Below are 23,108 nucleotides of genomic sequence, written 5' to 3'. Positions count from 1 at the left end.
GTCGGGTCTCTTCGCTCGGGTTCAGCGGAGTCGGGCGAGGAGGGCGTGTTCGACGAGGGTGATGAGGGCGCTCTTGGCGCTGTCGCGTCGGCGGGCGTCGAGGGTGACGACGGGGGTGTCGGCGCTGAGTTGGAGTGCTTCGCGGACTTCGTCGGGGGTGTGGGGCTGGTGTCCGTCGAAGCCGTTGAGGGCGACGACGAAGGGGAGTCCGCTGTTCTCGAAGTAGTCGAGGGCGGGGAAGCAGTCGGCGAGGCGGCGGGTGTCGACGAGGACGACGGCGCCGATGGCGCCGCGGACGAGGTCGTCCCACATGAACCAGAAGCGGTCCTGTCCGGGGGTTCCGAAGAGGTAGAGGATGAGGTCTTCGTCGAGGGTGATGCGGCCGAAGTCCATGGCGACGGTGGTGGTCGTCTTGCCGGAGACGTGGCTGATGTCGTCGATGCCGGCGGAGGCCGAGGTCATGACGGCTTCGGTGCGCAGCGGGTTGATCTCGGAGACGGCGCCGACGAGCGTGGTCTTGCCGACACCGAAACCGCCCGCGACGACGATCTTCGCGGAGGTGGTGGCGCGGGTGGGGGCGGCCGCGTTAGAGCTTGCGAAGTCCACTGAGGACCCTTTCGAGCAGCGTGACGTCGGGCTGGTTTCCGGATTCGCCGCCGGAAGCGGGCTGGTGGATGGCGACCAGGCCGGCCTCGGCCAGGTCGGCCACGAGAATGCGGGCCACTCCCAGGGGAAGGGAGAGCAGCGCCGACACCTCCGCGACGGATTTGACCTCCGTGCACAGGGTGCAGATCCGCTGGTGCTCGGGGAGCAGGGTGGCCAGGCGCTGCGGATCGACGTCGGCGGAGACCAGGGCCTCCAGCGCGAGTTCGTAGCGCGGCCGGGTGCGGCCACCGGTCATCGCGAACGGGCGGATCAGCGGGCCCGAGTCGGGCTCGTCCTCGAACTCCTCGACGTGGCCGGGCTCCTGGGCGGGCCGGTAGCCGGGCGTCGGCTCGGGCGCCGGCGACTGGGCCGGGTAGCCGGGCGCCGGGGCACCGTAGGAGGGCTGCTGCCGGGAGTACTGGTCGTACTGGCCGTACTGCTCTTCGGGCCTGGCGTACGGGTGCTGGGGCTGCCCGTACTGGTGCCGGCCGTACTCCTGACCGTGGCCGACGCCGGGTGCTCCGAAGGCGTCATGGCCTGTGCCAGGGTACGGAAGACCGTACTGGCCGCTGCGGTCGTCGGGCGGTGTCACGGTTCCTCTCCTCACAGGGTGCGGCGGTGCGGTTCGAGCTTCGGCGCGAGTCCGGAGCCGGTGGTGCGAAGGCCGTACAACGTCCGAACCCGAGCCCGCCGAAGCGGGCCCGGGAAGGACGCGGAGGTACTTCGAATACCTGGACGGTATCCGACGAACCGTCAGTGCAGGAGACTGCCCTGGAGTTCCGCGCGAAGTGCGGGGGTGAGGACGGCGCCGGCGCGGTCGACGAGCAGGGCCATCTCGTAGCCGACGAGGCCGATGTCGGAGTCGGGGGCGGCCAGGACGGCGAGGGCGGAGCCGTCGCTGATGGCCATGAGGAAGAGGAAGCCCCGTTCCATCTCGACGACGGTCTGGTTGACCTCGCCTCCCTCGAAGATCCGGCTGGCGCCGGAGGTGAGGGAGGTGAGGCCGGAGGCCACGGCGGCGAGCTGGTCGGCGCGGTCGCGGGGGAAGCCCTCGGACATGCACAGCAGGAGGCCGTCCGCGGAGACCACCACGGTGTGGGACACCCCGGGGGTGTTGTCCACGAAATTGGTGATCAGCCAGTTCAGGTTCTGTGCGGCCTGGCTCATCTGAGTCAACTCAACGCTCCTGGTGGTTCGAGCCGCCGAAGAGATCGGTGCTCCGGTTCTGTCCGTTGCCGGACTGGTCTACCTGATCGGGGTCGATCCGGAAGCTTCCGGTGTTCCCGGCACTGCGGCCCTGCTCCACGCCACGGCGCAGGTTGGTGAGGCGGCCACGGACCTCCTCGGGGCTGCGGGAGACCTGCGGCCCTTCCTGCGGGATGGACTTGGCGTTGCCGGGCACCAGGTTCTGCTTGGGCACGCGCCGCGGCAGGCCGGCGCCGGTGGTGCCGGCGGAGGAGGGTTCGCGCAGCTGCTCGGCCCGCTGCCAGTCGCCGTCGTTCGGCGACTGCCAGGGGGAGGCGGTCGGGCCGGTCGGGCCGTATCCGCCGAGCGACGACACGTCGTGGCCGCGGGTCTCCGCGGGCATCGAGGTGTCCTTGGCACCGGCGAACCAGTTCGGGGTCTCGCCGGACGGGCCGGAGGCGGCCGGCGCGCTGCCGGGGCCGCCGTTCGCCAGCTTCTCGCCCGGGCGGCGCTGCGGCAGCCCGGACGGGAGGGTGGCGGGCGCCTGCCCGGGGGCGGGCAGCGCGGGCGGCTCCGGGGCGTACGGGTGGCCGGCCGGGGCCTCCTGGGCCTGCTGGCCGTACTGGTCGGCGTAGCCGTCCTGCCGGTAGCCGCCCTGGTCGTAGCCGTACTGGTCGTCCGCGTAGCCCTGCTGGTCGTAGCCCTGCTGACCGTACTGGTCGGCGTAGCCGTCCTGGGCGTACCCGTCCTGCTGGTAGCCCTGCTGGTCGTAGCCGTACTGGTCGTCGGCGTAGTCCTGCTGCTGGTAGCCCTGCGGGGCGTACTGGTCGTAGCCCTGCTGGTAGTCGTCCTCGACCTCGGCGTCCACCACCGGCGACTGCGGGCCGCTCTCCAGGGCCGCGCGGCGGACCTGGTCGAGGCGCTGCGAGCGCTGGACGGCCTCCAGGGCCGGGCTGAAGCCGGAGGAACCGGCGTTGCCGGCACCGGTGAGGTGGTCGTCGAAGCCGAGCTCGGCGGCGCTGCGGGCGCCGGCCTCGGCCGCCCAAGGCGCGGTCGGCTCCTGGTCGGCGAAGATCCGGGAGACGGTGAACTGCTCCTCGGGCTCCGGCGGGGCGCCGCCCTGGGTGACGAACGGCGGGAGCATGACCAGCGAGGTGGTGCCGGCCGACTCGCCGGACGGGCGGAGCTGGACGCGGATGTCGTGCCGCTGGGACAGCCGGCCGACCACGAAGAGGCCCATGCGACGGGAGATGGTGGCGTCGACCGTGGGCGGCTCGGCCAGCTTCTCGTTGATCTCCGCGAAGTCCTCGGCGGTGAGGCCGATGCCCTTGTCGTGGATCTCGACCAGCACGCGGCCGTCCGGCAGGCGGGTCGCGTTGACCATGACCCGGGTCTGCGGGCTGGAGAACGAGGTGGCGTTCTCCAGCAGCTCGGCGAGCAGGTGGACGAGGTCGGTCACGGCGGCGCCGACGACGTCGACCTCCGGGATGCCGGAGAGCTCGACGCGCTCGTACTGCTCCACCTCGGACGCGGCGGCGCGGAGCACGTCGACCAGCGGCACCGGGGTGTTCCAGCGGCGGCCGGCCTCCTCGCCCGCGAGGACGAGCAGGTTCTCACCGTTGCGGCGCATACGGGTCGCGAGGTGGTCCAGCTTGAAGAGGTTCTCCAGCTGGTCCGGGTCGGCCTCGTTGTTCTCCAGGTCCGTGATCAGCGCCAGCTGGCGCTGGATGAGGCCCTGGCTGCGGCGCGACAGGTTGGTGAAGATCGCGTTGACGTTCCCTCGGAGCAGGGCCTGCTCGGCGGCGAGCGCCACGGCCTGCTGGTGGACCTGGTCGAACGCCCGGGCGACTTCGCCGATCTCGTCCTTGCCGTGCAGCGGGATCGGGGTCACCGAGGTGTCGACCCGGTCGGGGTCGGTCTTGGAGAGCTTCTCGACCAGGTCCGGCAGGCGGTGGTCGGCGATCTCCAGGGCGGCGCTGCGCAGGGTGCGCATGCCGAGGATCATCGAGCGGGCCACGTAGCCGGTGAGCAGACCGGCCAGGATCAGTGCGGCGACGACGATGACCGTGTTGAGGATGGCGTCGTAGAGCGCGTTGTCCTTGAGGCTGCGGGAGTCGTTGAGGACGTCGTCCAGCAGGAGGACTTCGGTGTTCCGCAGCGCCTGGATGTGGGTGTTGGCGGCCTGGTTCCAGTTGTCCGGGGTCAGACCGGCGTTCTTCGCCTCGGCGAACGAGGCGTCGGCGTTGGCCTTGCCCTTCAGCTGGCCCTCGGCGGCCGCCTGGCTGTAACTGGCGGCCAGCGCCATCAGGCCCTGCATCGTGGGCGCGGAGCCGTTCGGCATCTTGTACGCCGAGCGGTCCTTGGCGGTGTCCAGGGCGACCTGGGCGTCCGCGTACTTCCTGACGTCCTCGGGGGCGCTACCGGTGTTGAACTCGTTGAGGGAGACCTGCTCCAGCTTCTCCGCGATCAGGATCTGCTGGGTGGCGTCGGCGTTCTCGTACCGGGTGGTGCCGTTCTGCGCGATGCCGACGAGCAGGCTCAGCATCAGCGAGCGCTGGGTCGAGGCGGAGGCCTTGGCCAGCGACATCGCGTAGATCGCGCGGCCCTTGCTGGTGGCGTTCGCGGAGCCCAGGCCGACCGAGTTGTCGTAGGCCAGCAGCGGGGCGAACATCACCGAGTAGGCGCTGGCGGTCGCGCTGAGGAACAGCTCGGGGCTGTACGCGTTGGCCCGCAGGTGCGGCAGGTCGATGAGCAGGGCCTGGAAGGCGTCGTGGCGGCGCGGCAGCTCACCGGACTTGTCCGAGGCCGCGTAGGCGGCGTTGTACGCCTTCAGCGCGGCGTCGGTGTCGGCGCGGCGCTTGGTGACCTCGTTGTTCGGGTCCTGCTTGGTCAGCAGGGGTATGAGCGTCTTGTCACGCTCGTTCTCCAGCGCTTCGGCGAGCTCGGTCGCGGCCTTGGCCAGCTCGGCGGTCTTCTCGGCGCGGGACGCCTTGATGAAGCCGTCGACCGAGGTGTTCACTCGCAGACCGCCGAAGACGAGACTGATGATCACGGGGATCAGCAGGATCGCGATCAGGCGGGTCGGCACGCGCCAGTTCCGCGGGCGGAGGAACTCGTACCGGCCGGAACCGCCGCCGTCCTCGCCCGTGGCGCCGCCGCTGCGGGGCGCCGAGGGGATGCTCGGGGGTTTCGGGGCGGCTGCGGCCTGGGGGCGTTCCTCGGTGGGAGTGAACGCGGAGAATCCGGCCGGGCCCGCGGGGGTACCGTTCGGCTCGCTCTGGCGGGGCTCGGAGCGCCGCTGCGGGGCGGGTTGCTGCTTACGCCTCACTCGACAACTACCTCTCGGCCGACTGCCGGCCATGGATCAATCCAGCGCTACCCCCGGGCCCTGGCCCGTCGCCGGGCGGGCCGGCGGGAGAGATTCAGGGGTAGCTGGAATTTCAGCACGTGCAGGGATGGGGGACAAACAGCCGTCGTATGGCACCCGCGTCGGCGCAATCCGGACAATCACCGACATGACGGAGCAAAACCGTGGTCATCTGGCGCTGAGTGACGCTGTTTCGCCACTCTGCGTCATTGTTGATCACGAAATGCCTACCGAACTGTTATCCGCTGCTTATACACGGGTCTTGCGCGGGGCCCCGGGAGGACACCGGCCGGTCAGTGGCACGGCCCCGCCGACCCGCTGCTAGGACGGGCCGACGGGGCCGACTGGTTCCTGCTGTCACTCGCGCGCTCGCCTCCGGAGCGCTCGGGATCCGGTGCCGACGGTCGGCGGGCACTGCGCCACCTCCTTCGTCGGTGGCTTGGCCCTTCTCCCTTTCGGCACCGGCGCGCTCCTTCGGCTCGGCGCGGCCGTCACTCGCGCGCTCGCCTCCGGAGCGCTCCTTCGCTTCGGTCCGCTGCGGGGGTTCAGCGGAGTCGGGCGAGGAGGGCGTGTTCGACGAGGGTGATGAGGGCGCTCTTGGCGCTGTCGCGTCGGCGGGCGTCGAGGGTGACGACGGGGGTGTCGGCGCTGAGTTGGAGTGCTTCGCGGACTTCGTCGGGGGTGTGGGGCTGGTGTCCGTCGAAGCCGTTGAGGGCGACGACGAAGGGGAGTCCGCTGTTCTCGAAGTAGTCGAGGGCGGGGAAGCAGTCGGCGAGGCGGCGGGTGTCGACGAGGACGACGGCGCCGATGGCGCCGCGGACGAGGTCGTCCCACATGAACCAGAAGCGGTCCTGTCCGGGGGTTCCGAAGAGGTAGAGGATGAGGTCTTCGTCGAGGGTGATGCGGCCGAAGTCCATGGCGACGGTGGTGGTCGTCTTGCCGGAGACGTGGCTGATGTCGTCGATGCCGGCGGAGGCCGAGGTCATGACGGCTTCGGTGCGCAGGGGGTTGATCTCGGAGACGGCGCCGACGAGCGTGGTCTTGCCGACACCGAAGCCGCCCGCCACGACGATCTTTGCCGACGTCGTGGCACGGGCGGATCCGTTAGAGCTTGCGAAGTCCACTGAGGACCCTTTCGAGCAGCGTGACATCGGGCGTTCCGCCCGACTCGCCCGCGGCGGCGGGCTGGTGGATGGCGACGAGACCGGCTTCCGCGAGGTCGGCGACGAGGATGCGGGCGACACCGAGCGGCACACCGGCCAGCGCGGAGATCTCCGCGATGGACTTGACCTCACGGCAGAGGTTGACGATCCGGGCGTGCTCGGGCAGCAGCCCGCCGGTGCGCTCGGCGGAGCCGGTGGTGGAGATCAGGGCCTCGATGGCGAGCTGGTACCGGGGACGGGTCCGGCCACCGGTCATCGCGTACGGGCGGACCAGCGGCTGCTGCTCGTAGCCGTCGGACTGCTGCCCGCCGTAGCCGCTGCCGTACCCGTTGCCGTACGGGCCGGCGGGTGTCGAGGGCGGGGTCATGGGTCCTCCTTGTGCTGCAGCCTTGAGCAGCCGGTTCCAGCTGGGGTGATGCCAGCTGAGGCGGGATCAGCTGCCTGAGGCTAGCTGAGGGTGAGACGCCGGGTCCGGTCGGGTCGGACCCGGCGGGGAGGTGGGACGGTGGGTGGATCCGTGCGGGCTCCGGTCAGTGCAGGAGACTGCCCTGGAGTTCCGCGCGAAGTGCGGGGGTGAGGACGGCGCCGGCGCGGTCGACGAGCAGGGCCATCTCGTAGCCGACGAGGCCGATGTCGGAGTCGGGGGCGGCCAGGACGGCGAGGGCGGAGCCGTCGCTGATGGCCATGAGGAAGAGGAAGCCCCGTTCCATCTCGACGACGGTCTGGTTGACCTCGCCTCCCTCGAAGATCCGGCTGGCGCCGGAGGTGAGGGAGGTGAGGCCGGAGGCCACGGCGGCGAGCTGGTCGGCGCGGTCGCGGGGGAAGCCCTCGGACATGCACAGCAGGAGGCCGTCCGCGGAGACCACCACGGTGTGGGACACCCCGGGGGTGTTGTCCACGAAATTGGTGATCAGCCAGTTCAGGTTCTGTGCGGCCTGGCTCATCTGGTTCAACTCAACGCTCCTGGTGATCTGCGCCGTTGCCGTCGCTGCGGCCACCGAAACTATCGAATCCGGGCTGCTGGGCACCATGCTGGGAGCCCGGCTGGTTGGAGGCCTGCTCGGCCCCGGCCCGGCGGCCCTGCTGGATGCCGCGGCGCAGGTTGGTCAGCCGGCCGCGGACCTCCTCGGGGGCCCGGGAGACCTGGGGACCGGTCAGCGGCGAGGCCTCGGCGGTGCCGGAGACCAGGTTCGCCTGCGGCGTCCGCCGGGGCAGGCCCGACATGGTGACGCCGTTGGTCGAGGGCTCGCGGACCTGCTCGGCACGGCGCCAGCGCTCGTCGTTGGCGGACGGGCGCCAGGGCGCGTCACCCTCGCCGGGCATCGGCTGCTGCGGACCCTGCGGGTGCGGCTGCTGCTGGGCCTGCTGGGGCTGGTGCTGCTGGCCCGGCTGCGGCTGCTGGTGCTGCTGCGGGGCCTGCTGACGGCCCGGCTGCTGGGGCCGGCCCTGCTGGAACTCCGGCGCGGAGGTGCCGGGGCGACGCGGCTGGTACGACTGCTGCCGCGCCTGCTGCTCGGCCTCGGCCTGCGCGTACCAGGACTGCTGGTCGGCGGGCTGCTGACCGGCGGCCGGCAGCGCCATCGGCTCCTGGTACGGCAGCGGCTGCGGCTGCTGCTGCGGGGCCTGCTCCTGGCGCACCGGCTCCGGGCGCGCCGGGTTCGGCACGTTCGGCAGCACCGGCTCGACCAGGCCGAGGCCCAGCGGGTCGCGCGGGTCGATCTGGCTGGCCTCGAAGCGCGGACGGGCGAACTGCTGGGTGCTCTCCACCGGCGCCGGCTCGGCCGACGGCAGCGGCTGGGGCTGCTGCTGGGCCTGCGGCGGCAGCTGGGGCTGGCGGTCGCGCTGCGGCGCCTCCGGGCCCGGGCGCTGCGGACGGCGCGGACCCTGGGCACCGGGACGGCCGGGGGCACCCTGGGCGCCCGGGCCCTGACGGCCGGGGGCGCGCTGCGGCAGGCCGTCCTGCGGACGGTTGCCCGGGCGGGCACCCTGCTGCGGGGCGCCGGGACCGCCGGGGCGGCCGTGCTGGGGCTGTTCGCCGGTCCGGGGACCCGGACCGCCGTCGGGCGCGCCGGCGGGGCGCGGCCGCTCCTGGCCGGGCCGGGGCTGACCGGGCTGCGGCCGGCCCTGCTGGCCCTGGCCGGGCTGCTGCGGGGCCTGCGGCTGGCGGTCGCGGCGGGGCAGGCCGTTCGGTCCCGCCTGCGGCGGGCCCTGGTGGCCGGGGGTGCGCTGCGGCAGGCCGCCCTGCGGCGACTGCTGCGGCTGCTGCTGGGCCTGCGGCGACTGCTGGGGCTGCTGGGCCTGCTGCGGCTGGGGGGCGGGCTGTCGGCCCTGGCCAGCCGGCGGGACGACGGGGTTCTCCCGCAGCGACTTGCCGACCTGGCGGGTCGGCAGACCGCCGGGGCGACCGCCGGGCGCACCCGGACCGCCCTGCCCACCCGGGCCGGCCTGTCCGCCGGGACCGCCCTGTCCGCCGGGACCGGCCGGAGCGGCCGGGCCGCCCTGGCCGCCCTGGCCGAGCTGCGGGCGCCCGCCCTGCGGAGCACCGCCGCCCGGGCCCTGGCCGAGCGCGGCCGGACCGTTCTGACGGCCGGGCTGCATCTGGCGCTGCTGGCGCGGCGTCGGGGCGACCCCGCGCTGCTGCTGCTTGGCCTGCGCGGCGCCGCCGCGGCCGGTGGGGCGGCGGTCGCCGGAGTTGGTGACGTCCACCGGGAGCATGACCAGCGCGGTGGTGCCGCCGGAGTCGCTGGGGCGCAGCTGGATGCGGATGCCGTGGCGCAGCGACAGGCGGCCGACCACGAAGAGGCCCATGCGGCGGGAGACGGAGACGTCCACCGTCGGCGGGTTGGCGAGGCGCTCGTTGATCTCGGCGAGGTCGTCGGGGCTCAGGCCGATGCCGGTGTCGTGGATCTCGACCAGCACGCGGCCGTCCGGCAGCGCGTGGCCGGTGACCCGGACGCGGGTCTGCGGGCTGGAGAACGAGGTGGCGTTCTCGAGCAGCTCGGCGAGCAGGTGGACGAGGTCGTTGACGACGCGGCCGGCGACCTCGGCCGACGGTACGGCGGCGAGCTCGATGCGCTCGTACTGCTCCACCTCGGACGCGGCGGCGCGGAGCACGTCGACCAGCGGGACGGGGCGGGTCCAACGGCGGCCCGGGTCCTCACCGGCGAGGACGAGGAGGTTTTCGCCGTTGCGGCGCATGCGGGTCGCGAGGTGGTCCAGCTTGAAGAGGTTGGCCAGCTGGTCCGGGTCCGCCTCGCGGCTCTCCAGCTCGGAGATGAGCGACAGCTGGCGCTGGATGAGGCCCTGGCTGCGGCGGGAGAGGTTGGTGAACATCGCGTTGATGTTGCCGCGGAGGAGGGCCTGCTCGGCGGCGAGGCGGACGGCCTCGCTGTGCACCATGTCGAAGGCGTGCGCCACGTGGCCGATCTCGTCGGCGGAGTCGACGGCGACCGGCTCCACCGTGGTGTCGACGTCGTGCGGGTCGCTCTCGGAGAGGGTCTTGACCAGCTCGGGCAGGCGGCGCTCGGCGACGTCCTCGGCCGCGGCCTGCAGACGGGTCAGCGAGCGCACCATCGAGCGGGCGATCAGACCGGCGCCACCGAGGGCGACGAGCAGCACCAGGGCGATGGCGACACCGATGATCAGGGCGTCCGTGTCGGCCTGGGACTGCAGGTCCTGGGCCTTGCCGTCCAGGTTCTCGATGAGCTTGGACTCGATCCGGCGCTCGGCGGAGATCTTGGCGCTGGACTTCTCGTACCAGTCCTTGTAGCTGACCGGCTCGGTCTGGTGGATGCCGCCCTGGGTGAGGATCGTCTGGGCGTAGCGGTCGGCGTCGGCGACGACGCCGTTGTAGCTCAGCTGGCTGCGCAGGTTGTCCAGGTCGTGCGCGGTGTAGATGTTGTTGAAGCTGGCGATCGCGTTGTCGTACGACAGGCGCAGGCGGATACCGAAGGACTCGTCGCTCAGGCTGAGGTCGGGGGCCTTGGGGTTGGCGAGCGCGGCGCTGATCAGGGCCCGCTGCTGCGAGGTGGCGTTCTTGGCGAGCGAGAACTGCTGCAGCGCGCGGGTGGAGACGACCAGGTCCTTGTTGTTGGACGCGAGCGCGATGTCCTGGGTGATGGACAGCAGGTCGCGGATGATCACGTCGTAGGCGGTGATCGTCGACTGGATGTTCTGGTTGTTCTGGTACGGCAGGCTGCGGGTGTCCGCGATCGAGTTGAGGTCCTTGCGGATCTGCAGCAGCAGCGCCTTTCCGCCGGACAGTTCGAGGTTCTCGAACTTGTCGGAGGAGGCGGTGAAGGTGCGGCTCAGGTCGTCGGTGGCCTTGCGGGCGGCGACGATGTCGTCGTCCAGCTGGGCGCTCGGCTTGTCCGTGATCGGGCCGGCGCTGATGTCGCGCTCGGTCTGCAGCGCGTCCGCGAGGTTGGTCGCCTTCTTGGCCAGGTCGGACAGGTTGGCCATCTGGGCGAGTTGCTGCGAGTTCTCCATCGAGGTCTGGATACGCAGGCCACCGAGGACCAGCGCGACCATGACGGGGAGGGCGAGCAGGGCGATCAGTCGGGTGCGGATGCGCCAGTTGCGCATCGCGAGCCGGTTCAGACCGGTGGCCCGGCGCCGGGTCAGGGAGGTCCGGAGCTTGTCCCGTGCGGACTTGCGCTCCTGACCGTCGTCCTCCGGTCGGCCGACGGCCTCGGGCGGCACCGGCCCGGTCGGGCCGCCGGGCGCCGCCGCCTGTTGGGGGGCTGCCACAGGCTCACGCGACTCCGGGTTACCCGCGGCGCCGCTACCCCTTTTGAAACGTCCCTGCACTGGCGTCGCAACCTCTGGACCGGGCGTCCCGCCGCGTCGCCACGGCCTGGACGGTGTCGAGTTTCCATCCGCCTCCCGGCCGGTCCGGGAGAGCGGGTCACCGGGGTGGACCACTCCCTACCCACGGTCCGTCGCATTCCAGCACAGCCGGGGAATCCCAACAAGGGCCGCAGGAACCCGGCGCCCGGCGCTACCGAACGCTTGCGGCATCTCACTGACTGTGCGGTAACCGGACCGGAATACCGCCTTTTTCGGACACTCGCCGGATACATGCCAAGCAGACCGTAGATCGAAAAGAGTCACAGACCTTCCGGAATGCCCGATACCAGCTGAATGTCGGAATATTCCGGTGCGGCGATATGTCGGATATTTTCGCTTTGCTCAGCATTTTGTGAGCAAAATCACAGTCTAATGTGTAGCTTTGGTCACGGTCTCTATGGAAAGAGATCTCGTAATCTGGCTGTCTCCGGAGCACGGCCGCGTTCAGCCTGCCCAGAACCCCTCCGAATCAATCGGAATCACTCAGGCCGGCGCCGATCCGCCGCGGATCCGCCCGGCCGCGAACACCGAGGTGCTGTCGATGTCCCAGACGAAGAAGGCCACCACGTCCACGCTGTCCAGCCGCCCCACGGCGAACCCGCGCCGGACGACGCTGGCCTCGGTCGAGGACTTCAGCAAGATCCCGGGCGCCCGCAAGCCCGAGGACGTCGTGACCTACGGCACCGAGCTGCCGGCCAGCACCGCCAACCCGCGGCGCGTCCAGCTGATGGTCGCCCCGGTCGTCGTCGTCCAGGACTGACGCCGGAACGCGTTCGTACGAGGGCACCCCGCCGCACCACGGCCGGGTGCCCTCGCGCGTACCGGCCCCGCGGCCGATCCGTCCCAACCGCGCTGAACAGGGGCAAAGCGGTCAGCCGGGGCCCCACGCGATAGCCTGGAGGCCGATTGACGGGGCCGCGCCCACCCGTGGGCGGCGGCCCACCAGCGCCCGGGCGCGCCCCGGGCGGCCGACGAAGCGAGGGGTAGCCCAGCCGTGCGCATTGCCAGGTTTTCCGTCCGGGAAGGGAGTCCTGCCGCCGGCAGCGTCTCCTTCGGCGTGGTGGAGGGCGACCCTTCCCAGCCCGACTCGCTGGTCGTCCACGCGCTGGCCGGCCACCCGTTCGGCCAGCCCCAGCCCACCGGCGAGAGCTACCGCTTCCAGGACGTCCGGCTGCTCAGCCCGATGCTCCCGAACAAGATCGTGGCGGTCGGCCGGAACTACGCGGCGCACGCCGAGGAGCTGGGCAACCGGGTCCCGGACGTCCCGCTGACCTTCTTCAAGCCGTCCACGGCGGTGATCGGCCCGACCGAGAGCATCGCGTACCCGCCGTTCTCCTCGGACGTCCAGCACGAGGCCGAACTGGCCGTGGTGATCGGCCGGATGTGCCGCGAGGTGCCGCTGGAGCGGGTGCCCGAGGTGATCCTCGGCTACACCTGCGCCAACGACGTCACCGCCCGGGACGTCCAGCAGCGCGAGGGCCAGTGGGCCCGGGCCAAGGGCTTCGACACCTCCTGCCCGCTGGGCCCGTGGATCGAGACCGACCTGGACCCGAGCGACCTGGCCGTCACCTGCACGGTCAACGGCGAGCTCCGCCAGGCCGGCCGCACCTCCCTGATGGTCCGCTCGGTCGCCGAGCTGATCGTCCACATCTCCGAGGCCATGACGCTGCTGCCCGGCGACGTCATCCTCACCGGCACGCCCGCAGGGGTGGGCCCCCTCAACGTCGGCGACGAGGTCGCCGTCTCCATCGAAGGCATCGGCACTCTCACCAACAAGGTGATCAAGCGTGGCTAACACTGACCCGGCCGTCCGGGTTCGCTTCTGTCCCTCCCCGACCGGCAACCCCCACGTGGGCCTGGTCCGCACCGCCCTCTTCAACTGGGCCTTCGCCCGCCACAACGGCGGCACGCTGGTCTTCCGGATCGAGGACACCGACTCCGCCCGCGACTCCGAGGAGTCGTACGGCCAGCTGCTCGACGCCATGCGCTGGCTCGGCTTCGACTGGGACGAGGGCCCGGAGGTCGGCGGCCCGCACGAGCCGTACCGCCAGTCGCAGCGGATGGACATCTACGCCGACGTCGCCCGTCGCCTGCACGAGGCCGGCCACGCCTACCACTGCTACTGCAGCACCGAGGAGCTGGACGCCCGCCGCGAGGCCGCCCGCGCGGCCGGCAAGCCCTCCGGCTACGACGGCCACTGCCGCGAGCTGACCGACGACCAGGTGGCCGTCTACAAGCTGGAGAAGCGCGAGCCGATCCTGCGCTTCCGGATGCCCGACAAGACGATCTCCTTCGACGACGTGGTGCGCGGCACGCTCACCTTCGAGCCGGAGAACGTGCCGGACTACGGCATCGTCCGGGCCAACGGCGCCCCGCTGTACACCCTGGTCAACCCGGTGGACGACGCCCTGATGGGCATCACCCACGTGCTGCGCGGCGAGGACCTGCTGTCCTCCACCCCGCGGCAGATCGCGCTGTACGCCGCGCTCGCCGAGATCGGCGTGGGCAACGGCACCACCCCGCGCTTCGGCCACCTGCCGTACGTGATGGGCGAGGGCAACAAGAAGCTCTCCAAGCGCGACCCGCAGTCCTCGCTCAACCTGTACCGCGAGCGCGGCTTCATCCCCGAGGGCCTGCTCAACTACCTGTCCCTGCTGGGCTGGTCGCTGGCCGAGGACCGCGACATCTTCGACATCGACGAGATGGTCGCCGCCTTCGACATCACCAAGGTGAACGCCAACCCGGCCCGCTTCGACCTGAAGAAGTGCGAGGCGATCAACGCCGAGCACGTCCGGAAGCTGGCCCCGGAGGACTTCGCCGCCCGCCTGGTGCCGTTCCTGCAGACCGCCGGGCTGCTGCCGGCCGAGCCGACCGCCGAGCAGCTGGACGTGCTCGCCAAGGTCGCGCCGCTCACCCAGGAGCGGATGGTCGTGCTGAGCGAGATCGTGAACATGGCTGGCTTCCTGTTCGTCGCGCCGGAGGACTTCGCCCTCGACCCGGACGACGCCGCCAAGGTGCTGACCGCGGACGCCCGCCCGGTGCTGGAGGCCAGCGTCAAGGCGCTGGAGGAGCTCGCGGACTTCACCCCGGAGCCGATCCAGGCCGCGCTGCGCGCGGCGCTGGTGGAGGGGCTGGGCATCAAGCCCAAGTTCGCCTTCACGCCGCTGCGGGTGGCCGTCACGGGCCGCCGGGTCTCGCCGCCGCTCTTCGAGTCCATGGAGCTGCTGGGCCGCCCCGAGACGCTGCGCCGCCTGCGCGCCGCCCTGGACGCCGTGCCGGCCGCCTGAGCGGGCCGCTGAGCAGGCCGCGGGCCCGGCTCCGTGCCGGGCCCGCGGCGTACCCGGAGGTCATCCGCCGGCCTCCCCGCCGCTGCCTGGGGTTATCGATTTTGGAGCCAGGGCCGACGTCGGGTAATGTTCTTTCTGCGCCGCCCGGGAGGGAACGGACGAGGGAGCGAAAGCCCCCCGGCCGGGACCGAACGAGAGGCGCAACGCCTGAGAAGATCCCGACGAGGGTTCAACTCTGGTGGGGTATGGTGTAATTGGCAGCACGAGTGATTCTGGTTCATTTAGTCTAGGTTCGAGTCCTGGTACCCCAGCGCAGTACGCAGTAACAGCAGTACCGCAGGAAAACTGAAGATCAAGCCCCCGTTGTGTAGCGGCCTAGCACGCTGCCCTCTCACGGCAGTAGCGCCGGTTCGAATCCGGTCGGGGGTACTGATCCCGCAAGGGATCGCACGGATCCCGCAAGGGATCACCTGGAAAGCCCCCGTTGTGTAGCGGCCTAGCACGCTGCCCTCTCACGGCAGTAGCGCCGGTTCGAATCCGGTCGGGGGTACTGATCCCGCAAGGGATCGCCAGGATGCCCCCGTTGTGTAGCGGCCTAGCACGCTGCCCTCTCACGGCAGTAGCGCCGGTTCGAATCCGGTCGGGGGTACTTCAGAGCAGGAAGCCGGTGGGCTCGCCCATCGGCCCTTGCTTTGTGTTGGGGTATGGTGTAATTGGCAGCACGAGTGATTCTGGTTCATTTAGTCTAGGTTCGAGTCCTGGTACCCCAGCCAGAAAAGGAAGGCCCCGGCCAACGGGGTCTTTTTTGTTTTCCCGGCCGCATTCCGGCCGGATGTCCGAAGGGCCCCACTCGCGTGCGAGCGGGGCCCTTTCGGTGTTCGGTGGGGGAAGGTCTTCGGTGGGGACGGGTGGGGGCGGGTGGGGGATTCCGCCGGGCAGCGGGGGTCAGCTGCGGCGGAGGGCCTCGGTGAGCCGGTTCGCGGCCTCGATGATGGCCTGGGCGTGCAGCCGGCCCGGGTGGCGGGTCAGGCGCTCGATCGGGCCGGAGACGGAGACGGCGGCCACCACGCGGTTGGAGGGGCCGCGGACGGGCGCGGAGACGGACGCGACGCCCGGCTCGCGCTCGCCGATCGACTGGGCCCAGCCGCGCCGCCGGACGCCGCTCAGCGCGGTGGCGGTGAAGCGGGCGCCCTGGAGGCCGCGGTGGAGCCGCTCGGGCTCCTCCCAGGCCAGCAGGACCTGGGCGGCCGAGCCGGCCTTCATCGGCAGGGTGCTGCCGACCGGGACGGTGTCCCGCAGGCCGGAGAGCCGCTCGGCGGCGGCGACGCAGATCCGCATCTCGCCCTGGCGGCGGTAGAGCTGTGCGCTCTCGCCGGTGACGTCGCGCAGGTGGGTCAGGACCGGGCCCGCGGTGGCGAGCAGCCGGTCCTCGCCCGCCGCGGCGGAGAGTTCGGACAGGCGGGGACCGAGGATGAAGCGTCCCTGCATGTCTCTGGTGACGAGACGGTGGTGTTCGAGTGCGACGGCGAGTCTGTGTGCCGTGGGGCGCGCCAGACCGGTGGCGGCGACCAGCCCCGCCAACGTGGCGGGGCCCGACTCCAGTGCGCTCAGCACCAGAGCGGCCTTGTCGAGAACGCCGACGCCGCTAGTGTTGTCCATGCCCTAAGACTGCAGTCTCAGTCCGCGAGACGCAAGTTCAATCTTCCGAGAAAAGCGCCACTCTGGATGCAGCAGCCCGGGAGACATCCAGGATGGGGCCTCGTCCGAGTGTCCGCATCGTGGACAGCGATCCGGCGTGCAGGTCGTGCGGAAGCGCCCCCCACCGGGTGGCGCACGTTCTGACCTCGACGACACGAGAAGGCCGGCAACGCGGCCGGCTGGAGGGAATCCGATGGGACGGACACTCGCAGAGAAGGTCTGGGACGACCACGTCGTGCGGCGCGCGGAGGGCGAGCCCGACCTCCTCTTCATCGACCTGCACCTGCTCCACGAGGTCACCAGCCCGCAGGCCTTCGACGGGCTGCGACTGGCCGGCCGTACGGTCCGCCGCACCGACCTGACGATCGCCACCGAGGACCACAACACCCCCACCCTCGACATCGACAAGCCGATCGCCGACCCGGTCTCCAGGGTGCAGCTGGAGACGCTGCGCCGGAACGCCGCCGAGTTCGGCGTCCGGATCCACTCGCTGGGCGACGTCGAGCAGGGCGTCGTGCACGTCGTCGGCCCGCAGCTCGGCCTCACCCAGCCCGGTATGACCGTGGTCTGCGGCGACTCCCACACCTCCACCCACGGCGCCTTCGGCGCACTGGCGTTCGGCATCGGCACCAGCCAGGTCGAACACGTGCTGGCCACCCAGACCCTGCCGCTGGCCCCGTTCCGGACCATGGCGATCACCGTCGAGGGCGAACTGCCGGAGGGCGTCACCGCCAAGGACCTGATCCTGGCCGTCATCGCCAGGATCGGCACCGGCGGCGGCCAGGGCTACGTCCTGGAGTACCGCGGTTCGGCGATCCGGGGCCTGTCCATGGAGGCCCGGATGACCATCTGCAACATGTCGATCGAGGCGGGCGCCCGGGCCGGCATGATCGCCCCGGACGAGACCACCTTCGCCTACCTGGAGGGCCGCCCGCACGCCCCGCAGGGCGAGGACTGGGACGCCGCCGTCGCGTACTGGAAGACCCTGGGCACCGACGAGGACGCGGTCTTCGACCACGAGATCTTCATCGACGCGAGCGAGCTGAGCCCGTTCGTCACCTGGGGCACCAACCCCGGTCAGGGCGCCCCGCTGGGCTCGAACGTGCCGGACCCGGCCTCCTTCGCCGACCCGCAGGAGCGCGCGGCCGCCGAGAACGCCCTGGCGTACATGGGCCTGGAGGCCGGCACCCCGCTGCGCGAGGTGAAGGTCGACGCCGTCTTCGTCGGCTCCTGCACCAACGGCCGGATCGAGGACCTGCGGGCCGCCGCCGCCCTGCTGGAGGGCCGCCGGATCGCCGAGGGCGTACGGATGCTGGTGGTCCCCGGTTCCGTACGGGTCGCCCTGCAGGCCGTCGAGGAGGGCCTGGACAAGGTGTTCACCGCGGCCGGTGCCGAGTGGCGCCACGCGGGCTGCTCGATGTGCCTGGGCATGAACCCCGACCAGCTGGCCCCGGGCGAGCGCTGCGCCTCCACCTCGAACCGCAACTTCGAGGGCCGGCAGGGCAAGGGCGGCCGCACCCACCTGGTCTCCCCGCAGGTCGCCGCCGCGACCGCCGTGCTGGGCCGCCTCGCCGCCCCCGCCGACCTGACCGCCGCCGACCCGGCGGACACCGACGTTGCCGTGGAGGCCTGAGCCATGGAGAAGTTCACCACCCACACCGGCCGGGCCGTCCCGCTGCGCCGCAGCAACGTGGACACCGACCAGATCATCCCGGCCCACTGGCTCAAGAAGGTCACCCGATCCGGTTTCGAGGACGGCCTGTTCGAAGCCTGGCGCAAGGACGAGTCGTTCGTCTTCAACCGCCCCGAGCGGCAGGGCGCCACCGTCCTGGTGGCCGGCCCCGAGTTCGGCACCGGCTCCTCCCGCGAGCACGCCGTCTGGGCGCTGCAGAACTACGGCTTCCACGCGGTCATCTCCTCGCGCTTCGCCGACATCTTCCGGGGCAACTCCCTGAAGAACGGTCTGCTGACCGTCGTCCTGCCGCAGGAGACCGTGGAGCGGCTCTGGGCGCTCACTGAGAGTGACCCTTCGGCGGAGATCACCGTTGACCTGGAGGCGCGCGAAGTGCGCGCCGAGGGTGTCACCGCGGCCTTCGAACTGGACGACAACGTCCGGTGGCGGCTGCTCAACGGCCTGGACGACATCAGCATCACGCTGCAGAACGAGGCCGACATCTCGGCCTTCGAGGCGACCCGCCCGGCCTTCAAGCCCCGTACTCTGCCGGTCGCCTGAGTTCCCCTCAGAACAAGCATTCTGACGATCCGCCGGATGGCCCGCGCCCCCCTCGGGGGGGCCGGGCCATCCGTCGTTCCGGAGCACGAGTTAGCGCCGCGGCCCGCCCCGGATTGCCCATTTGGCTTTGCGGAAGAGGGGCCCGCGCAAGTACAACTGCGGGTAGATGGCACAATCAGTACATGCACCGGCACCATGAACCTCCGTACGCGGGCGGCGAACCCGCGGCTGAGGACTCCAGGGGCCGGCCATCCGAACGCCGAATTGACGACCGGCCGGACGTCACCTCCGCGCCAGCTGAGGAGCCGGACGACCAGGAAGTCGCAGCGCTCTACGCGCTCGTGGCCGAGCGGTTGAAGCAAGCTCACGCCCGCGTGCATGCGCTGAACGTGTCTGCCGATGCAAAGACCGCTCTCACCCGTCAACTCCTCATCGTCACCGAGACCGCCAAGCGCGATCTTCCGGAGGCGGCAAGGCGGTTGAGTCGCTTTGTACATGACCTCGACGAGGGGCCCCCGCCGCTCCGCTGAGGTCGCCGACGCGCAAATCCATTGCGACACTAGGGTGATTCGCGCGTTTGGTAATTGAAAGTCCGCAGATACATACCTAACGTGCGAAAAGAACGGATGGAATCATCCGGCGCCCGTTTCCGAAGGGGAAGACGTGAACAAGGCTCAGCTTGTCGAAGCGGTGGCCGAGCAGCTGGGCGGTCGCAAGGCTGCCGCAGAGGCTGTCGACGCAGTGCTCGACACCATGGTCCGTGCCGTCGTGGCCGGTGACCGGGTTTCGGTCACCGGTTTCGGCACCTTCGAGAAGGTGGAGCGCTCCGCGCGCTTCGCCCGCAACCCGCAGACCGGCGAGCGGGTCAAGGTCAAGAAGACCTCGGTCCCCCGCTTCCGCCCCGGCCAGGGCTTCAAGGACCTGGTCAGCGGCAGCAAGAAGCTGCCGAAGGAGGGCCCCTCGGTGAAGAAGGCCCCCAAGGGCTCCCTCACCCCGGGCAAGACCGGTGTGGCCGCCACCCCGGCCGCCAAGCGCGCCGCCACCAAGCGGGCCACCGCCGCCGCTGCCGCCGCCGCTCCGGCCACCAAGAAGGCCGCCGCGAAGAAGACGGCCACCACGGCCGCCGCCAAGAAGACCACGGCCACCACCGCGAAGAAGGCGGCCACGGCCAAGAAGACCGCGGTGAAGGCCACCGCCGCGAAGACCACCGCGGCCAAGAAGGCGACCACCACCGCGGCCGCGACCAAGAAGACGGCCGCCGCCAAGAAGGCGACCACCACGGCCGCCGCCAAGAAGACCACCGCGACCGCCAAGAAGGCGACCGCGACGGCCAAGAAGACGGCTCCGGCGAAGAAGACCGCCACCCGCAAGACCACCGCGCGCAAGACCTCTGCCAAGTAGGTCCCGCGCGGCCGTCCCCGGACGGCCTTCGGTCAAGAGCCGCGGCACCCTCCCGTGCATTCACGGGCACCGGTTGCCGCGGCTCTTCCGCTTTCCGGGCGCTTAGTCAGGATCGCGGGGCGTGCGGCGGGACCGGGCGGTCGACTGTCGACGGTCGGCGGGCCCGGCGGCCGGGCATCCCGCGGGCGGTCAGCCCTCGGCGGGGTCGGGGAAGGTCTGCAGCGTCACGAAGACCACCCGGCGGGCCTCGCCGGCGCCCTCGGTACGGATCCGCACCCGCTGGCCCGGGCGCAGCAGCCGCAGGCCGCCGGCGTCGAAGGCGGCCGCGTCGAACGGCACCGGGGTCCCGTCGTCGAGCAGCACGGAGCCGGCCCGGGTGGCGGGGTCGAAGGTGAACGCGGTGGCCTGCATGGCAGCAGCATAGCGAGCGGACCGGCGCCGGCCCGGGGCCGGTGGGCCGTCGACCGGCCGCCGGAACGGGCTGAGGACGCGTTCAGAACGGGTTCAGGGCGGGCTCAGGACAGGCTCAGCCGGGCGAACAGCGCACTGGTGTGCGGACCGAGGCCGAGCGCCGCGGCCTCCCCGAGGTCGGTACCGGTGTCGACGTCCCGGCGCACCGACTCCACGTCCGCGAGCCGCAGTTCGAGCGCCCCGCCGGCCGCGTGCCGGGCCCGCGAGCCGTCCCCGAAGGCGGGGGAGAGCGGGCGCCCGGGGGCGCAGGCGAGCAGGGTGGTGCCGAGGCCGGGGGAGTCCGGCAGGAAGGCCCGGCCGTCCGGCGGCACCGCGCCCAGCACCCGGGCGAGTTCGGCCGGGCGCAGGGCGGGCAGGTCCGCCGAGAGGGCGGCGAGCGGGGCCGCCGGGGCGAGCGCCAGGGCGGCCGACGCGCCGTGCGCCAGCGCCCGGTTGAGGCCGCCGCCGGGCTCGTCGGCGACCACCAGCGCGCCCAGCGCGGCCAGCCGGGCAGCGGCCGTGGCGTCCCTGGTGACCACCAGGACGCGGGCGACGCCCGGGGTGGCCAGCGCCGCGGTGACGGTGTCGAGCGCGAACGACATGGCCAGGTCGGCCCGGTGCGGCCCGGCGTACGGGGCGAGTCTGCTCTTCGCCAGCGCGAGCGGCTTGAGCGGGAGCACCAGCGACCAGCCGGCGGTGGGTGCGGCGGGCGCGACGGGCCCGCTGGGGCGTACGGTGTCCTGGGTCATCGGCGTCATTGTGTCGCCGGTCCCGGAGCCCTCGCCAGGCCGTCCGAGCTGTGCGGACGTGCGTTTGATCACGCCCGCCCGGCGGGTTGGCGCGGCCGCTCGACAGCCGGTGAGCGGGCGGGCGACACTGTTCCGCGCCCGTGGCCCGGGCACCGCTGGCACCGGTGCGCGGCACCGGGAGGCCATGACGGCGGCACTCCACGTGTCGCACTCGGATGAGAAGGAGCTGGGGTGGCCCGCCGCTCGTACGCCAAGTTCGGCAACGCCGACTACGGCATCTGGTACCGCTTCGCGGCCGTGCTGGTGAAGCCGGTGACGACCGCCCTGGTGAAGCCCGACTGGCGGGGCTGGGAGCACATCCCGGAGGAAGGCGGTTTCATCGCCGCCGTGAACCACAATTCGATCATCGATCCGGTGATCTACGCGCACTGGCAGTACAACAGTGGACGCCCGCCGCGCATTCTCGGCAAGTCCTCGCTGTTCTCGATTCCCTTCATCGGATTCATGCTGCGCAAGACCGGTCAGATTCCGGTGTTCCGCGAGTCGACCGACGCCGCGGCTGCGTTCCGGGCCGCGATCGACGCCGTCAACAGCGGCCAGTGCGTGCAGTTCTACCCGGAGGGAACGCTCACCCGGGACCCGGACCTGTGGCCGATGACCGGCAAGAGCGGTGTCGCCCGGGTCGCGCTGATGACCGGCGCGCCGGTCATCCCGGTCGCCCACTGGGGCGCCCACGAGATCATCCCGCCGTACGGCCGGACCGGCTTCGGGAAGGGCAAGTTCAACCTCTTCCCCCGCCACCGGGTGACCGTCGCGGCCGGCCCGGCCGTGGACCTGAGCAAGTACCGGGGCCAGGAGCTCACCGCCCAGGTGCTCGCCGACGCGACCGAGGACATCATGACGGCGATCACCGAGGTGCTGGCCGAGGTCCGCGGCGAGCGGCCGCCGGCCGAGCGCTACGACATGCGCAGGGCCGCCCGGGAGCGCGCCGCGGCGGCGCTGGCCGAGCGCCGGCGCGCCAAGGGCGAGCGGAGCATCGGCACCGAGGAGGCCGGCAAGTGACCCGCTGCGCCGTGATGGGGACCGGATCCTGGGGCACCGCCTTCGCGATGGTGCTCGCCGACGCCGGCTGCGAGGTCGTGCTGTGGGCCCGCCGCCAGGAGCTGGTGGACGCCGTCAACTCCACGCACGAGAACCCGGACTACCTGCCGGGCGTCCGGCTGCCCGACTCGGTGCGGGCCACCACCGACGCCGCCGAGGCGCTGGCCGGCGCCGACTTCGCCGTCCTGGTGGTGCCCTCGCAGACGCTGCGCGACAACCTGGCCGCCTGGACGCCGCTGATCGAGCCGCAGACCGTGCTGGTGAGCCTGATGAAGGGCATCGAGCTCGGCACCGCCAAGCGGATGAGCGAGGTCATCGACGAGGTCACCAAGGTCGGCCCGGAGCGCGTCGCGGTGGTCAGCGGGCCCAACCTGGCCAAGGAGATCGCCAACCGGCAGCCCGCGGCGAGCGTCGTCGCCTGCACCGACGAGGCGGTCGCCAAGCGGCTCCAGGCGGCCTGCCACACGCCGTACTTCCGGCCGTACACCAACACCGACGTGGTGGGCTGCGAGCTCGGCGGCGCGGTCAAGAACGTGATCGGCCTGGCGGTCGGCATGGCGGCCGGCATGGGGCTCGGCGACAACACCAAGGCGACGCTGATCACCCGCGGGCTGGCCGAGACCACCCGGCTCGGCGAGGTGCTGGGCGCCGACCCGCACACCTTCGCGGGGCTCGCCGGGATGGGCGACCTGGTCGCCACCTGCTCCTCGCCGCTGTCCCGCAACAACACCTTCGGCATGAACCTGGGCCGGGGCATGTCGCTCGCCGAGACCATCGCGGCCACCCGGCAGACCGCCGAGGGCGTCAAGTCCTGCGAGTCGGTGCTGGACCTGGCCCGGCGCAACGGGGTCGACATGCCGATCGTCGAGGCCGTGGTGGAGGTCGTGCACAACGGGCGGCCGACCCAGGAGGCGCTGCAGACGCTGATGTCGCGCTCGGCGAAGGCGGAGCGGCGGCGCTGACGGCCCGGGAAGGCGGCCC

General features: G+C 71.6%; 20 protein-coding genes and 5 tRNA genes. 14 read left to right on the top strand and 11 right to left on the bottom strand.

Features of this window, described 5'->3' with window-relative positions; translation table 11 throughout:
- Nucleotides 1-21: 21 nt before the first annotated feature.
- The 8 genes from ACYP53_RS03235 to ACYP53_RS03200 form a co-directional block, all read right to left on the bottom strand.
- Nucleotides 22-606 (bottom strand): GTP-binding protein, encoded by a 585-nt coding sequence (locus ACYP53_RS03235; protein WP_459646586.1) that lies wholly within the window; start codon nucleotides 604-606, stop codon nucleotides 22-24.
- Nucleotides 587-1,237 carry a DUF742 domain-containing protein gene (locus tag ACYP53_RS03230; protein ID WP_229929326.1) on the bottom strand — a complete coding sequence of 217 codons (651 nt, stop codon included), beginning with the start codon at nucleotides 1,235-1,237 and terminating at the stop codon, nucleotides 587-589. Before ACYP53_RS03230 ends, ACYP53_RS03235 begins: the two co-directional genes overlap by 20 nt.
- A 161-nt stretch (nucleotides 1,238-1,398) precedes the next feature.
- Nucleotides 1,399-1,812: a roadblock/LC7 domain-containing protein gene (locus ACYP53_RS03225; protein ID WP_030291361.1), complete on the bottom strand. Its 414-nt coding sequence runs from the start codon at nucleotides 1,810-1,812 to the stop codon at nucleotides 1,399-1,401.
- Between the two features lie 10 nt (nucleotides 1,813-1,822).
- Complete coding sequence (locus ACYP53_RS03220) at nucleotides 1,823-5,158, bottom strand: nitrate- and nitrite sensing domain-containing protein (protein ID WP_229929323.1); 3,336 nt, start codon at nucleotides 5,156-5,158, stop codon at nucleotides 1,823-1,825.
- Between the two features lie 584 nt (nucleotides 5,159-5,742).
- On the bottom strand, nucleotides 5,743-6,321 hold the full coding sequence (locus ACYP53_RS03215) for a GTP-binding protein (RefSeq protein ID WP_459646585.1): 579 nt from the start codon (nucleotides 6,319-6,321) through the stop codon (nucleotides 5,743-5,745).
- On the bottom strand, nucleotides 6,302-6,727 hold the full coding sequence (locus ACYP53_RS03210) for a DUF742 domain-containing protein (protein WP_045706034.1): 426 nt from the start codon (nucleotides 6,725-6,727) through the stop codon (nucleotides 6,302-6,304). The genes ACYP53_RS03215 and ACYP53_RS03210 overlap by 20 nt, the downstream gene beginning before the upstream one ends.
- Before the next feature lie 163 nt (nucleotides 6,728-6,890).
- Nucleotides 6,891-7,304 carry a roadblock/LC7 domain-containing protein gene (locus ACYP53_RS03205; RefSeq protein WP_030291361.1) on the bottom strand — a complete coding sequence of 138 codons (414 nt, stop codon included), beginning with the start codon at nucleotides 7,302-7,304 and terminating at the stop codon, nucleotides 6,891-6,893.
- A 10-nt stretch (nucleotides 7,305-7,314) separates the two neighbouring features.
- Nucleotides 7,315-11,109 (bottom strand): nitrate- and nitrite sensing domain-containing protein, encoded by a 3,795-nt coding sequence (locus ACYP53_RS03200; RefSeq protein ID WP_459646584.1) that lies wholly within the window; start codon nucleotides 11,107-11,109, stop codon nucleotides 7,315-7,317.
- 640 nt (nucleotides 11,110-11,749) lie between these two features.
- Here ACYP53_RS03200 and ACYP53_RS03195 point away from each other — a divergent pair.
- From ACYP53_RS03195 to ACYP53_RS03160, 8 genes are all read left to right on the top strand, one after another.
- Complete coding sequence (locus ACYP53_RS03195) at nucleotides 11,750-11,968, top strand: hypothetical protein (RefSeq protein ID WP_189923461.1); 219 nt, start codon at nucleotides 11,750-11,752, stop codon at nucleotides 11,966-11,968.
- Nucleotides 11,969-12,202: 234 nt separating this feature from the next.
- Nucleotides 12,203-13,003 carry a fumarylacetoacetate hydrolase family protein gene (locus ACYP53_RS03190; protein WP_189923463.1) on the top strand — a complete coding sequence of 267 codons (801 nt, stop codon included), beginning with the start codon at nucleotides 12,203-12,205 and terminating at the stop codon, nucleotides 13,001-13,003.
- The gene (gltX, locus tag ACYP53_RS03185; protein ID WP_189923465.1) at nucleotides 12,996-14,495 is read left to right on the top strand and encodes a glutamate--tRNA ligase; all 1,500 of its coding nucleotides are present in this window, start codon (nucleotides 12,996-12,998) and stop codon (nucleotides 14,493-14,495) included. The genes ACYP53_RS03190 and gltX overlap by 8 nt, the downstream gene beginning before the upstream one ends.
- 239 nt (nucleotides 14,496-14,734) lie before the next feature.
- Nucleotides 14,735-14,806 (top strand) — tRNA-Gln (locus ACYP53_RS03180).
- A 45-nt stretch (nucleotides 14,807-14,851) separates the two neighbouring features.
- Nucleotides 14,852-14,924, top strand: a tRNA-Glu gene (locus tag ACYP53_RS03175).
- A gap of 48 nt (nucleotides 14,925-14,972) precedes the next feature.
- Nucleotides 14,973-15,045 (top strand) — tRNA-Glu (locus tag ACYP53_RS03170).
- Between the two features lie 26 nt (nucleotides 15,046-15,071).
- Nucleotides 15,072-15,144: transfer RNA gene (locus ACYP53_RS03165), tRNA-Glu, on the top strand.
- A gap of 49 nt (nucleotides 15,145-15,193) precedes the next feature.
- Nucleotides 15,194-15,268, top strand: a tRNA-Gln gene (locus tag ACYP53_RS03160).
- Nucleotides 15,269-15,440: 172 nt separating this feature from the next.
- Here ACYP53_RS03160 and ACYP53_RS03155 read toward each other — a convergent pair.
- Complete coding sequence (locus ACYP53_RS03155; RefSeq protein WP_030246527.1) at nucleotides 15,441-16,154, bottom strand: IclR family transcriptional regulator; 714 nt, start codon at nucleotides 16,152-16,154, stop codon at nucleotides 15,441-15,443.
- Nucleotides 16,155-16,386: 232 nt separating this feature from the next.
- On the opposite strand from ACYP53_RS03155, the gene leuC reads away from it, so the two are divergent.
- The 4 genes from leuC to ACYP53_RS03135 all read left to right on the top strand — a co-directional run bounded on the left by leuC (nucleotide 16,387) and on the right by ACYP53_RS03135 (nucleotide 19,827).
- Nucleotides 16,387-17,826 (top strand): 3-isopropylmalate dehydratase large subunit, encoded by a 1,440-nt coding sequence (leuC, locus tag ACYP53_RS03150; protein ID WP_189923467.1) that lies wholly within the window; start codon nucleotides 16,387-16,389, stop codon nucleotides 17,824-17,826.
- 3 nt (nucleotides 17,827-17,829) lie between these two features.
- On the top strand, nucleotides 17,830-18,426 hold the full coding sequence (leuD, locus tag ACYP53_RS03145) for a 3-isopropylmalate dehydratase small subunit (RefSeq protein WP_189923469.1): 597 nt from the start codon (nucleotides 17,830-17,832) through the stop codon (nucleotides 18,424-18,426).
- A 182-nt stretch (nucleotides 18,427-18,608) separates the two neighbouring features.
- Nucleotides 18,609-18,956, top strand: a complete 348-nt coding sequence (locus ACYP53_RS03140; RefSeq protein ID WP_373313895.1) for an SCO5555 family protein — start codon at nucleotides 18,609-18,611, stop codon at nucleotides 18,954-18,956.
- A gap of 133 nt (nucleotides 18,957-19,089) precedes the next feature.
- A complete protein-coding gene (locus ACYP53_RS03135) occupies nucleotides 19,090-19,827 on the top strand; it encodes an HU family DNA-binding protein (RefSeq protein ID WP_189923471.1) in 738 nt (245 codons plus the stop codon).
- Between the two features lie 189 nt (nucleotides 19,828-20,016).
- Here ACYP53_RS03135 and ACYP53_RS03130 read toward each other — a convergent pair whose 3' ends face one another.
- Together ACYP53_RS03130 and cofC are read right to left on the bottom strand one after the other, a co-directional pair.
- Nucleotides 20,017-20,238, bottom strand: a complete 222-nt coding sequence (locus tag ACYP53_RS03130) for a hypothetical protein (RefSeq protein ID WP_189923473.1) — start codon at nucleotides 20,236-20,238, stop codon at nucleotides 20,017-20,019.
- Nucleotides 20,239-20,342: 104 nt separating this feature from the next.
- The gene (gene cofC, locus ACYP53_RS03125; RefSeq protein ID WP_459646583.1) at nucleotides 20,343-21,026 is read right to left on the bottom strand and encodes a 2-phospho-L-lactate guanylyltransferase; all 684 of its coding nucleotides are present in this window, start codon (nucleotides 21,024-21,026) and stop codon (nucleotides 20,343-20,345) included.
- Nucleotides 21,027-21,257: 231 nt separating this feature from the next.
- Between cofC and ACYP53_RS03120 the strand changes: the two genes are divergently transcribed.
- Together ACYP53_RS03120 and ACYP53_RS03115 are read left to right on the top strand one after the other, a co-directional pair.
- Nucleotides 21,258-22,088 carry a lysophospholipid acyltransferase family protein gene (locus ACYP53_RS03120; RefSeq protein ID WP_189923477.1) on the top strand — a complete coding sequence of 277 codons (831 nt, stop codon included), beginning with the start codon at nucleotides 21,258-21,260 and terminating at the stop codon, nucleotides 22,086-22,088.
- Nucleotides 22,085-23,089, top strand: a complete 1,005-nt coding sequence (locus tag ACYP53_RS03115) for an NAD(P)H-dependent glycerol-3-phosphate dehydrogenase (protein ID WP_268256655.1) — start codon at nucleotides 22,085-22,087, stop codon at nucleotides 23,087-23,089. Before ACYP53_RS03120 ends, ACYP53_RS03115 begins: the two co-directional genes overlap by 4 nt.
- Nucleotides 23,090-23,108: the final 19 nt, after the last annotated feature.

The organism is Kitasatospora sp. Ki12 (assembly GCF_054601375.1).
This window is presented reverse-complemented; position numbering and strand designations above follow the sequence as displayed.

What these genes read in the sequence shown, in the direction of transcription:
- ACYP53_RS03210 (WP_045706034.1), bottom strand. Translation starts at nt 6,727, where the DNA reads ATGACCCCGCCCTCGACACCCGCCGGCCCGTACGGCAACGGGTACGGC.
- leuD (WP_189923469.1), top strand. Translation starts at nt 17,830, where the DNA reads ATGGAGAAGTTCACCACCCACACCGGCCGGGCCGTCCCGCTGCGCCGC.
- ACYP53_RS03155 (WP_030246527.1), bottom strand. Translation starts at nt 16,154, where the DNA reads ATGGACAACACTAGCGGCGTCGGCGTTCTCGACAAGGCCGCTCTGGTG.
- ACYP53_RS03195 (WP_189923461.1), top strand. Translation starts at nt 11,750, where the DNA reads ATGTCCCAGACGAAGAAGGCCACCACGTCCACGCTGTCCAGCCGCCCC.
- ACYP53_RS03225 (WP_030291361.1), bottom strand. Translation starts at nt 1,812, where the DNA reads ATGAGCCAGGCCGCACAGAACCTGAACTGGCTGATCACCAATTTCGTG.
- ACYP53_RS03140 (WP_373313895.1), top strand. Translation starts at nt 18,609, where the DNA reads ATGCACCGGCACCATGAACCTCCGTACGCGGGCGGCGAACCCGCGGCT.
- ACYP53_RS03205 (WP_030291361.1), bottom strand. Translation starts at nt 7,304, where the DNA reads ATGAGCCAGGCCGCACAGAACCTGAACTGGCTGATCACCAATTTCGTG.
- ACYP53_RS03130 (WP_189923473.1), bottom strand. Translation starts at nt 20,238, where the DNA reads ATGCAGGCCACCGCGTTCACCTTCGACCCCGCCACCCGGGCCGGCTCC.
- leuC (WP_189923467.1), top strand. Translation starts at nt 16,387, where the DNA reads ATGGGACGGACACTCGCAGAGAAGGTCTGGGACGACCACGTCGTGCGG.
- cofC (WP_459646583.1), bottom strand. Translation starts at nt 21,026, where the DNA reads ATGACCCAGGACACCGTACGCCCCAGCGGGCCCGTCGCGCCCGCCGCA.